Here is a 13,420-nt window from a genome sequence, read left to right as displayed (position 1 = left end):
GATTAAAAATTTGTTATTTTATACCCGTCATCTTTCAAGCTGCCTCTTTGTTGGCTGCACTCACTCACCCCGGTCACATAGTTATCTATGCTCCCAGGGATTCGTTCCCTTGCCGTCGCGATGCAACTTGAAATCCATAGGGTATATAATTATGGACATAATAAATAATCACGTGTGTAAATAATTTGATATTATATTTTCAAGGAGATATATGAAAAATGCAGCGCAAATTGTAAATGAGGCTTTAAATCAAGGAATTACTCTGTTTGTTGCTGATAACCGATTACAATACGAAACTAGCCGTGATAGTATTCCAGCGAAATTATTCAGTGAATGGAAGAATTATAAACAAGAGTTGATCGACTTCTTGAGCCAGATAGATGCAGAAGAAGAAATTCAAACATATCAATTACAGAATATCCAACGTGATGGTCATGCAGAACATTATCCACTCTCATTTGCTCAACAACGCCTGTGGTTTATCGACCAACTTACCGAAGGTAGTCCCCAATATAATTGTCCCGGATATTTGAGATTACGGGAACAACTGAATTTCAATGCTTTTAAGGCTGCGGTAAAAACGTTGCTTGAGCGTCATGAGGCGTTACGTACCCATATTGAAATTATTGATAATGAGCCACGGCAAGTCATAACACATTCCTATGATTTACCCATTACACTACATGATCTGACTGCATTCTCTGAAACTGAGCAAGAATCTCAAATCAAAAGATTCAGTAAAGAAGAAGATAACTTGGTTTTTAACCTTAGTACTGATTTGATGTTGCGTATTCGCCTGATAAAGCTGGCCGAAAATGATTATGTGATTATCTATACCATTCACCATATTGCCTGTGATAGTTGGTCAATAGAAATCTTTATCAATGAACTTATTACCCTATATCGCGCGTATAATAAAGGAGAAATAGCCCCATTACCGCCACTTAAAATCCAATATACCGATTATGCTCAATGGCAACGAAATTGGCTGCAAGGTGATATTCTCAAAAAACAATTGGATTATTGGCAAACCCAGTTATCAGGTATTTCTCCACTTCACCGTCTTCCACTGGATAACCCACGACCAGAGAAACAGAATTTTGAGGGGCATCTTAATGATCAACGTATTTCAAAGGATTTAACACAAGAAATAAGAGCATTATGTCACCAACATGAAGTCACATTATTCATGTTTCTGGAGACAGCCTTTGCCGTATTGTTGAGTCGTTACAGTAATGAAAAAGACATTCTGGTCGGAACACCACTTGCAGGGAGAAGACACCATGATATTGAGCCTTTGATTGGTTTTTTTGTTAACTCTCTGGTGATCAGAACGGATTTATCCGGTCAGCCCACTTTCAGTGAGTTATTAAAGCAGAACAGTCGTACTATCCTGGATGCGTATGCACATCAAGATCTGCCATTTCAAATGCTGGTGGAAAAAATGAGTCCGGGACGAAACTTAAATTATAACCCTATATTTCAAATCGCTTTTACTCTGGAGAATACTCAGCGTGATACGATACTGGCGCAGGATAATAATATTGAGTTTGAAGAACGTCTGCTTTTGAAAGTCCGATTTGATTTGGAAATTCATATTTATGAAGAAGAAGAGGGAGGATTATCCCTTTTATGGGTTTATGACAGCAACTTATTCAGAAATATGACTATTGAAAGATTGCTCGCTAATTATGAAACCTTGCTTGCTAATATTGTTAGTGTCATGAAGCCATGTATTGGCTCCGATCTGATACACAGGGAACCTTCTGTCCATGACATTCCACTATTAGCAGAGGCTGAAATACACACTTTGTTACATGAATGGAATGGCCTGCCGGATCATAGCCAACATGGCGGCTGTTTTCATGAACTGTTTGAGGAACAAGCTGCTCTATATCCTGAAAAAACAGCAGTTATTTTTGACGGCAATTCATTAAGCTATCAGGAATTAAATAAACAAGCTAACCAACTCGCTCATTACTTGACAGAGCAAAATATCAAACCAGAAGCATTGGTCGCACTCTGTATTCCTCGTTCAATACGCGCTGTAGTAGCGCTACTGGGGATTGTTAAAGCAGGGGGAGCTTATTTGCCGTTAGATCCCAGCTATCCGAAACCTCGTCTTCAATATATGTTGGAACACAGCGAAGCTGAGTTCATTCTGACCGAAACAGATTTGATAGAAAAACTCCCAATCAGCCAGCAGAAAGTCGTCTGTTTGGATACGGAAACAATGCAATCACAATTGCAGCACATGCCTACGGACAATATCGCTGAACGCTCATTCCCAATAACGGAAAATAATCTGGCTTACGTCATTTATACCTCTGGTTCTACGGGTAAACCGAAAGGGGTTATGTTGGAACATAAGGGGTGGGTAAATCTGGCACTTTCACAGGCGGGTTTATTTGGTGTTGATTCATATAGCCGGGGATTGCAGTTCGCCTCCTGGAGTTTTGATGCCATGATCTTAGAAATATCTATGACATTGGCGTATGGAGCAGCACTTTATTTAATTTCAGAAACCCAACAGCATACCCCTGAATATTTGGATGAGTTAGTTGATAAACATCAGATTACCCATGCTGTATTACCTCCTGCTTTGCTGCCTTATCTGGACTTTAATAAATGGCGTTCCGTTTCAACCTTGCTTTTAGCGGGGGAAGCTGTACCACCACAGAGCGCTGTTCGTTGGTCACAGGGCAGAAAACTGTTCAATGTATATGGCCCGACAGAGTGTACTGCCATTGTGACTTCGGGCTTATTAACTGATGACAAAATTACGATTGGGAAACCATTGCCCAATACCGTTATTCGTATTCTTGATCCATCAGGCAATCTAGTACCTATTGGTGTTGCCGGGGAATTATATATTGGTGGCATCCAACTGGCGCGTGGGTACTTGAATGCCCCTGAAACAAACGTAACGAAATTTATTACTGATTTAACGGACAATTCCCAATCCTTACGTTTATACCTAACGGGAGATTTAGCCCGTTGGTTGCCTGATGGTAGTGTGGAATTTATTGGTCGGATTGACTCTCAAGTCAAGATTAGAGGATTTAGGATTGAGTTGGGAGAAATCGAAACTGCATTGGCCGGACATGACGCCTTAAGCAGTGCTGCGGTTATTACTTATGGGAACGATAAAAGATTGATTGCCTATGTTTGTCCAACCAAAGATTGGCTGGATAAAAAAGGGCTGAAATTTAATGCCGACAACGCATCTCAGTCTTCCGATATTAAAATTGAACTTTCGGAGCTACTTGAATCAGCACTGAAAAAACAATTACCAGAATACATGGTTCCAAGCCTTTATATTCCGCTAGAGCGAATGCCACTCACGTTAAATAACAAAGTGGACAAAAAAGCGTTGCCTGTTCCAAATGAAAATGATTTCCGACAACAAAGTTATGTTGCGCCAAGAAATGAAGTGGAGAGAAAAATTAGCCAGTTATGGCAAGAAGTGTTGGGCGTTAGCCAAGTCAGCATTTATGACAACTTTTTCATGTTGGGTGGTCACTCTCTTCAGGCAACCCGCCTTATCAGCTTAATACGCAATGATCTAAACATTGAAATACCGTTGAGCAGTGTCTTTGAGTATCCAACACTTGAGCGATTAGCACGAATCGCCACGATTCATCAGGTTAAGGAAAAAAGAAAGCATTTCCAGGCTGGGCAAGAGACAACACAAGAACTATTGGAAGGTGATATATGAAAAATGCGGCACAAATTATCAATGAAGCTTTAAATCAAGGGATTACTCTGTTTGTTATTGATAACAAACTGAAATATAAAACCAGCCGAGATAGCATTCCTCCGGAACTGCTCAGTGAATGGAAACAACATAAACAAGAATTGATTGATTTCCTGAAGCAAATCGATTCAGAAGAGGATTCGGACACTCACCGACTGCAAGGTATTCCGCGTTATGATCGTGCGGAACATTACCCACTTTCATTTGCTCAACAGCGTTTGTGGTTAATCGATCAACTTACCGAAGGTAGTCCGCAGTATAACTGCACAGGTGATTTCAGGTTGAGAGAGTCGCTTAATCTCAACGCTTTTGAGGCGGCTATAGCAACATTGCTTGAACGCCATGAATCGCTGCGTACTTATTTCAAAATTATTGATAATGAGCCACGGCAGGTTATTGCGACTTCTTATGATTTGCCTATTACAGTACATGATCTGTCCACACTTTCAGAATTTGAGCAGGAACAACAGCTTAAACAACTCGGTGAGCAGGAGTGGAAACAAGCTGTTAATCTCAGCACTGACCTGATGCTGCGTATTCGGTTGCTGAAATTAACAGATGATGATTATTTCATTCTCTATACGATTCATCATATCGCCTGTGATGGCTGGTCGCTGGCAATCTTTATCAGTGAGCTGCTGACATTATATCGTGCTTATTGCCAGGGCGAGGGTAATCCTCTGCCGCCATTACAAGTTCAATATACTGACTATTCCCAATGGCAACGGGACTGGCTGCAAGGGGATATTCTGGAAAAACAGCTGGATTACTGGCAAAACCAATTATCAGGTATTTCACCACTTCACCGTTTTCCACTGGATAATCCACGGCCAGAAAAACAAAATTTTGAAGGGAATGTTCATCCACAACGTATTTCAAAAGCTTTGACTCAAGAAATACGAGCACTGTGCGCCAAACATGAAGTGACGTTATTTATGTTTCTGGAAACGGCTTTTGCTGTGTTGTTGAGTCGTTACAGTAGTGAAAAGGATATTCTGGTTGGCATGCCGCTTGCAGGGCGAAGACACCGTGACACTGAGCCTTTGATTGGATTTTTCGTCAATTCACTGGTGATAAGAACGGATTTATCCGGTCAGCCTACATTCAGTGAACTATTAAAACAAAATAGTCGTACGATCCTGGATGCTTATGCACATCAAGACCTGCCTTTTGAGATGCTGGTGGAGAAAATCAGTCCAGAACGGAATTTAAATTATAATCCTATTTTCCAGATCATGTTTGCAGTACAGAATAATCAACGGGATACAACTCTGGAGCAGGATAGCATTGTTACATCTAAAGAACGTTCCCTTCTGACCACCCGATTTGATTTGGAAGTCCATATTTATGAAGAAGACGAAGGTGAGTTATCTATTGGATGGATCTCTGACACCAGCCTGTTCAGAAATGCGACCATTAATAGATTAATCACCAATTACGAAATTTTGCTGACCAATATTGTTGATGTGATGAAGCATCATGCTGGTATCAGTGAGCCGTCCGTTCATGACCTTCCATTATTGGCAGATGCTGAACGGAATACCTTACTGCATGAATGGAGCGGGCCACAAATTCCTTATCCGACCGGGAAATGTTTCCATGAACTCTTCGAAGAGCGGGTATCACAACACTCTGAAAAAAATGCCCTGATTCTTGGCGATGACACCCTGAGCTATCAGTCATTAAATGAGCAAGCTAACCAATTGGCACATTATCTGCTTGAACAAGGGATCATACCGGACACGTTGGTTGCACTTTGCATACCAAGGTCATTGCAAGCTGTTGTGGCATTATTGGGTATTCTTAAAGCGGGTGGCGCTTATGTACCGTTAGACCCCAGTTATCCGAAAGCCCGCCTCCAATATATGTTGGATCACAGTGAAGTCGAATTCATCCTGACCGAAACTCACCTCGTTGAAAAACTGCCAATTAGCCAGCAGAAAGTGATTTGTCTGGATACAGAGATAGTACAGTCTCAGCTACAACATATGCCTACAGATAATATTACTGAGCGTCCACTTCCGCTCACGGAAAATCATCTGGCTTATGTGATTTATACTTCCGGCTCTACTGGTAAACCGAAAGGGGTGATGCTGGAACATAGAGGGTGGGTTAATCTGGCATTCTCGCAAGCAGATTTATTTGGCATTGACTCACATTGCCGGGGGTTGCAGTTTGCCTCCTGGAGTTTTGACGCCATGATCTTAGAGATGTCTATGACATTGGCCTATGGCGCAACACTGTATTTGATTTCCGAAACCCAACGGCGTTCCCCTGAATTGTTGGATGAAGTGGTTGAAAAACATCAGATAACTCATGCTGTACTACCCCCGGCGCTACTTCCTCATCTGAATTTTAACAAATGGCGTTCTGTCTCAACTTTGCTTTTGGCGGGTGAAGCCGTGCCACCACAGATTGCTGTTCGTTGGTCACAGAATAGAAACCTGTTTAACGTATATGGCCCGACAGAATGTACATCCATTGTCACCACAGCTTTATTAACTGACGAGAAGATTACGATTGGAAAACCTTTGCCTAACGTTGTGATGCGTATTCTTGATCCGGAAGGTAATTTGGCTCCGATGGGCGTTATCGGGGAACTGTATATTGGCGGTGTTCAGTTAGCACGCGGTTACCGAAACTCACCGGAAATCACAGCAAGGCAGTTTATCCGTGATCCATTCAGCTCACACTCAACGGATGGCAGGGAAAACAGGCTTTATCGAACCGGCGATTTAGTACGCTGGACACCGGATGGTCAGTTGGAATTTATCGGCCGTGTTGACTCTCAGGTTAAGATCCGTAGTCACCGCATAGAGTTGGGTGAAATCGAGACAGTTTTGTCCGGGCATGATGCTTTAAGTAGTGCTGTTGTGATCGCTTATGGTCAAGATGAAGATAAAAAACTCATTGCGTATGTCTGCCCAAGTACAGGGTGGTTAGGTGAAAAAGCTGTTGAATTTAACGCAAGCAGCGTTGAGAACTGGACAGAAATTTTTGATGAGCAGTACCGTCAACCCACAACGGCTAATACTCAAAAAGGGAGCGCTCAGAAAGGTGATGTAGTCGCATTAGACAGTGATTTCGGCGGCTGGATGAACAGCTATACTGAACAGCCGATTGCCCTTGAGCAAATGGAGGAATGGTTAGCAGGAATCATGCACAGGATTAAAGCCCTGCATCCTCATCGCTTACTGGAAATTGGTTGTGGTACCGGATTATTGTTGTATCGCTATGCTGAATGGTGCGAATCAGTGGTGGCGACCGATATTTCGGCTGAGGTTTTAAATCGGCATCAACATATTCTGCAACAACGTGGCTGGTCACATGTGCAGCTCAGAAGAGGAGATGCACTCAACTTAGGAACATTGAGTGCTGATGAATTTGATACTGTCGTGATTAACTCTGTTGTCCAATATTTCCCTAATGTTCAATATCTGGAAAGAGTACTTGAACAGTTAATACCGGCGGTTGAAGCGGGTGGGAAAATTTTGTTGGGAGATATCCGCAACTTAGATCTATTAACCGCCCATGCTACAGCGATAGAGCAAAGTCATCTTAACGGGCAACGTATTCAGGTAGGGGCGCTGGCGAACCGTATTCAGCGGCGTTTACAACAAGAACCCGAGTTTTTACTCAGTCCAACTTATTTTGCCCAATTACCGGAGCGTTACCCTGAAATTGGCCGGGTTGATATTCTGGTTAAACGTGGCATCGGCGACAATGAAATGTTGCGTTATCGTTATGATGTCATATTGCACAAAAGAGGTGAAAATACCAAATCTTGTAATGAATTGCTTTCAAATTGGCATAATTTCGATTCTTTTGAAAGTCTGCGTAATTTGTTGCAGATGGGCACGGAGGATATATTGGGTATTTCAGGTATCCCCAACGCCAGAATTAAAGATGACCTCACTTTGGCAGAAGGTCTGCGTCACTGGTCAGCCAATCAGATGATAACGCCACCAGCAAATGTCGGTAGTTTCTCCCCACAGGCATTACAACAGGTTCAGGAATTCGAATCCTTACTGCAATATGCTGAACAATGTGGTTATCAATGCGGCATTACATGGTCACAACAGCAACCTGATTTACTGGATGTGATTTTTAGTCGTGGAGAGTTACCACCTGTACAAGCACGTGTTGACTATAATCAAACCCATTTAGCTAATTATCCGCAAATTTCGGCCATTAGTGGGGAACTTTCAGAATTACTCGAATCCGCACTGAAACAACAATTGCCAGAATATATGGTTCCAGGTCTCTATATTCCTTTGGAACGAATGCCACTCACGTTAAATAATAAAGTGGATAAAAAAGCGTTACCGATCCCAAATGAAGACGATTTACGCCGACAAAACTATGTGGCGCCAAGAAATGAAATAGAAATTAAGATCGGCCAGTTATGGAAGCGGTTATTGAATGTCAGCCAAGTAGGCATCTATGACAATTTCTTCACCTTGGGTGGACATTCACTTCAGGCAACGCGCCTTATTAGTTCAATACGTAACGAATTAGAAATAGAAGTTCCGTTGAGAAGTGTTTTTGAACACCCGACACTTGAGCAGCTATCACAGGTTGTCACTATTCATCTTATCAAAGAAAAAAGAAAACATTTTCAGGCTGGGAAAGAAACAGCACAAGAACTGTTGAAAGGTGATATATGAAAAATGCAGCGCGAATTGTCAATGAGGCTTTAGATCAGGGAATTACGCTGTTCGTTACTGATAACCGTTTACAATACGAGACCAGCCGCAGCAGTATTTCACCCGCTTTGCTCAGTGAATGGAAATGGCATAAACAGGAGTTGATTGATTTTCTGAACCAGCTCGATTCAGAAGAGCAAACTAAAACGCATCACTTTTTGCAAGATATTCGGCGTGATGGCAAAGCAGAACATTATCCGCTTTCATTTGCTCAACAGCGTTTATGGTTTATTGATCAGCTGGATGGAGGCAGCCCCAAGTATAACTGTATGGGGGATTTCAGGCTGCGGGAATCCATTAACATAAAGGCGTTTGAGGCAGCCGTTAAGGCATTACTTGAACGCCATGAAGTCTTGCGTACCCATTTTAAAATCATCAATAACGAGCCGCGGCAATTTATTGCCACGGATTTCGATTTACCTATTACACATCATGATTTATCTGCGTTACCTGAAACTGAAAAAAACGATCAGGTAAAACAACTCAGTAAGGAAGAAGAGAATCTGATTTTTAACCTTAATACAGATTTGATGCTGCGCATTAGGTTAATAAAATTGGCAGAAAATGATTACCTTATTATTTATACGATACATCATATCGCCTTCGATGGCTGGTCGATGGCAATATTTCTCCATGAATTTTTCACGTTATACAAAGCTTATTGTCAGGGTGAGACAAATCTGCTACCGCCGCTGAAAATTCAATATGCCGATTATGCCCAGTGGCAACAGGGCTGGCTGCAAGGTGATATGCTGAAAAAACAGCTGATATATTGGCAGAAGCAGTTAGCCGGAATTTCACCAGTCCACCGTGTGCCGCTGGATAATCCACGGCCAGAGAAACAAAATATCGAAGGGTGTTTTCATACACAACATATTTCCTCGCGGTTAACCCAAGCAATTAGAGGACTGTGTGCTAAGCATAACGTTACCTTATTCATGTTTCTGGAAACGGCTTTTACTGTATTGCTGAGCCGCTATAGTAATGAGAAAGATATTCTGGTTGGAACAGTAATTGCCGGCAGACAACATCCTGATATTGAACCGCTGATCGGTTTTTTTGTTAATTCATTGGTTATCAGAACAGATTTATCCGGTCAGCCGACGTTCAGTGAATTATTAAAACAAAACAGCCGTACCATTCTGGATGCTTACGAACATCAAGATTTGCCGTTTGAGATGTTGGTAGAAAAGCTCAGTCCGGAACGGAACCCAAACCATAACCCCATCTTCCAAATCATGTTTGCAGTACAGAATAACCAACGTGACACAATACTGGAACAGGATAATATTATTGAATCCGAGGATAATTTACTTAGAACGACTCGGTTTGATTTGGAAATCCATGTTTTTGAGGAAGAACAGACGGGCGAATTATCTATAATATGGATTTCAAATACGAGTCTGTTTTATAGCAGTACCATTGAAAGATTTATCGCCAATTACGAAACCTTGCTTTCTGGCATTGTTGAGGTGATGACAGATGATTCAGTAAATAAAGAACCCTCCATTCATGAACTCCCATTATTGACAGAAGCTGAACAGCATACCTTACTGCATGAATTAAATGGGCCACAGAACCATTACCCACAAGGGCGCTGCTTTCATGAGTTGTTTGAAGAACAGGTGGCACTGAATCCTGAAAAAACCGCGTTGGTTTTTGGTGAAGAGTCTTTAAGTTATCAGGCTGTTAATGCTCAGGCCAATCAGTTGGCGCATTACTTGATTGAGCAGGGTATCCAGCCAGATATTCTGGTTGCAATTTGCCTTCCCCGGTCATTGCAAACGGTGATTGCACTGCTGAGCATCCTCAAAGCGGGTGGAGCTTATGTGCCTTTGGATGCCAGTTATCCGCAAGCCCGCCTGCAATACATGTTGGAGCATAGCGGCGCTGAATTTATCCTGACCGAAACACCGCTGGTTGATAAATTGCCTATCAGCCAGCAACGCGTTATCTGTCTGGATGCTGAAACGGTACAGTCACATGTGCAGAACCTGCCCACTGGCAATATCGTTCATCGTTCAGTGCCCCTGACAGAAAATCATCTGGCCTATGTCATTTATACCTCTGGTTCTACTGGCCGACCAAAAGGAGCGATGCTGGAGCACAAGGGTTGGGTGAATCTGGCGCAAGCACAAGCCGCGTTATTTGGTGCGGATGCTGATATTCGCGGGTTGCAGTTTGCTTCCTGGAGCTTCGACGCCGCAGTGTTGGAAATGGCAATGACCTTGGCCTATGGCGCCACATTGTATTTGATTTCAGAAACACACCGCCGTTCGCCTGAATGGCTGGATGAGATGGTTGAAAAACACCACATTACCCACGCTGTACTCCCGCCGGCGCTGTTACCTCACTTGGATTTTAACAAATGGCGCACAATTTCAACCTTGTTGCTGGCAGGGGAGGCTGTGGCGCCGCATATTGCCGCGCAGTGGTCGCAGGGCAGAAAGCTGTTTAACGTTTATGGCCCAACAGAATGTACTTCGATTGTGACCTCCGCCTTATTAACAGCAGATAAGCGAGTGACGATTGGAAAACCGTTGCCTAATACTGTGATGCGTATCCTGAATTCCGACGGTAATCTGGTGCCTCTTGGGGCTGTCGGGGAACTGCATATCGGTGGCATTCAACTGGCACGCGGTTACCGGAATGCACCGGATATCACGGAAAAACAATTTATCCGAGATCCCTTCAGTACCGACCCGGCAGACCGACTTTACTGTACTGGTGATTTAGTACGCTGGACGCCAGAAGGTGAGTTGGAATTCATTGGCCGCCTGGATTCGCAGGTTAAAATTCGCAGCCATCGTATTGAATTGGGGGAAATCGAATCGGTGTTGGCGGGGCAGGAGATTTTAAGTAATGCTGCCGTGATCGCTGATGGTTATGACAGTGAGGATAGGAAACTCATTGCTTATGTTTGCCCGAGTACGAATTGGCTGGCGGAGAAAGCAGCCGCTTTTAATGCAGATTACAGCCAAACGCATTTAGCTGATTACCTGCTACTTCCTGCTATTAGTGGAGAACTTGCAGAGCTACTGGAATCCGCCTTGAAAAAACAACTACCTGACTATATGGTGCCCAGTCTCTATATCCCATTGGAACGTATTCCACTGAATTTGAATAATAAAGTGGATAAAAAAGCGTTACCCATTCCAGATGAAAATGACTTACGTCGTCAGGCTTATATTGCACCGAGAGATGAAATCGAGGAAAAACTTTGTCAGTTATGGCAAGAACATCTAAAAATCAATCTAATTGGTATTTATGATAATTTCTTCTCACTCGGTGGTCACTCACTCTTGGCAGTTAAAATAACCGCTTCCATAAGAAATACTTTGACCAATAATTTCAGTATGCATGAGTTATTTGCAAATCCAACCATTGCTCAGATTGCCAGTGTAATTCGTCACAGTCATAAGCATGAAATATCCGCGCCGAAGACAACACACAATATATCTGATCACAATACATTTGATGGAAAAATGCCTATTTCTTATTGTCAGAAAATGTATTGGTATTTTATTCAAGAAGCATTGTTGGAGGACAGTTTCCACGTACCCATTACTTTGCTGATGGAAGGAGAATTGAATCACAGTGCGTTGGAAAAAAGTTTAAATACCATTTTAGCGCGACATGAAAGTTTGCGTTTTAAGTTTTATAAAGAAAATGGGCAAATTTTCATGCAGCCTGATAACAGTATTAAAATTAATCTTCAAGTTATTGAAGCGTTACCAAGAGGAATCGAGAGAGAACAAATCATTATTGAAATTAATAAGCTCTGGGAAGAGAAATTAAGAACACCTTTTGATGTTTATAATGGCCCGCTAATCAAGACATTCCTACTGCCTGTTTCGGAAACAATCACGGTATTATTTATTGACGTACACCATATTATCTCCGATGGGTGGTCTGTCAATATCATTATGAATGAATTTAAACAGTTATATACGGCTTATTCACAGGGGCAAGAAAACACATTGCTACCCGTTGCCATGCAATATTCTGGTTATGTTTATGACTTGCAAGAAATCCATGCGACTGAGGCAGCTAAAAAACAAATTAAATTCTGGCAACAACAATTTTATGATGTTAATCCAGAACGCGATTTTCCTGTTTCTTTCAGAAAACATCTGGCTTCAAAATATCGGTCTCACGCCCGTCATATCAAAATACCAGATTCGCTGGATAAAGCTGTTTTGCAATATTGTGAAACCCAGAAGATCACACCTTATATGTTATTTATGGCTTTGTTCCACACTTGTCTTTTTATGCACTCTGGTGAATCACAACATATTGTTACCTCACCAAAAGCTGACCGAACTCGCATAGAAAGCCATCAAACAATAGGATTATTCTTGGGTGACTTGATAGTAAAATCAAATATCAGTAAGGAAATGAGCCTACAAGGAATCATTAAGCAGGTTAGTCAGTCTATTCATCGCGCCATAGAGAATTCTAATATCCACATGTCTGTCGTAATTGACGCGGTGGGAGAAAAGGCGAGAGATAATATATTTAACGTTCTGTTTAACTATTTGGATGCACAAAGTTTCTATGATTTTATCGACATGTCTAAAGATGAAAAATTATCACTGCCAAATCTTGATGTGGAAGTGATAGAGACCGAAATAATTCCTTTTGAATCACTTGGGATGAATTTCTTATACATGCCACAAAATATCAGTTGTGAACTCAATTACAATCCTGAACTGTATACAGAATCAGTCATTGATAGGATGGCTACATATTATGAACGGTTGTTAAATGTCATCGTATCCGGCCAAGAAAAAGAGAGTATTAGTCAGTTTTATGGGTGACTTTTTCTAAGATATGAAGAGATTGGCCTCAGGGATGAAGCCAATCGTGACATCTGTTTCATGATTATCAAATCTCTTTTGATTTATGTATTAATATTTGTGATAAGCTCTGGGGTATTCCAATCAATATCAGGAGG

The 13,420-nt window shown here is 41.9% G+C and carries 3 protein-coding genes; all 3 read left to right on the top strand.

Going from position 1 to position 13,420, the window contains the following annotated elements; all coding sequences use genetic code 11:
- Positions 1–211 precede the first annotated feature (211 nt).
- From AAC155_RS11730 to AAC155_RS11720, 3 genes are read left to right on the top strand one after another with little or no spacing between them, the layout of a single operon-like run.
- Positions 212–3,718, top strand: a complete 3,507-nt coding sequence (locus tag AAC155_RS11730) for a non-ribosomal peptide synthetase (protein WP_113042280.1) — start codon at positions 212–214, stop codon at positions 3,716–3,718.
- Positions 3,715–8,424 carry a non-ribosomal peptide synthetase gene (locus tag AAC155_RS11725; protein ID WP_113042279.1) on the top strand — a complete coding sequence of 1,570 codons (4,710 nt, stop codon included), beginning with the start codon at positions 3,715–3,717 and terminating at the stop codon, positions 8,422–8,424. The genes AAC155_RS11730 and AAC155_RS11725 overlap by 4 nt, the downstream gene beginning before the upstream one ends.
- A complete protein-coding gene (locus tag AAC155_RS11720) occupies positions 8,421–13,283 on the top strand; it encodes a non-ribosomal peptide synthetase (protein WP_113042278.1) in 4,863 nt (1,620 codons plus the stop codon). Before AAC155_RS11725 ends, AAC155_RS11720 begins: the two co-directional genes overlap by 4 nt.
- Positions 13,284–13,420 lie beyond the last annotated feature (137 nt).

Source organism: Photorhabdus sp. HUG-39, from assembly GCF_963878365.1.
GTDB classification, from domain to species: domain Bacteria; phylum Pseudomonadota; class Gammaproteobacteria; order Enterobacterales; family Enterobacteriaceae; genus Photorhabdus; species Photorhabdus kayaii.
Note: the sequence above shows the minus strand (reverse complement) of the source record. Positions and strands in the feature narration are given on the sequence as shown.

Bases quoted from the DNA above. Each gene is read 5' to 3' on its own strand.
- AAC155_RS11730 (WP_113042280.1), top strand. From the start codon at position 212: ATGAAAAATGCAGCGCAAATTGTAAATGAGGCTTTAAATCAAGGAATT.
- AAC155_RS11725 (WP_113042279.1), top strand. From the start codon at position 3,715: ATGAAAAATGCGGCACAAATTATCAATGAAGCTTTAAATCAAGGGATT.
- AAC155_RS11720 (WP_113042278.1), top strand. From the start codon at position 8,421: ATGAAAAATGCAGCGCGAATTGTCAATGAGGCTTTAGATCAGGGAATT.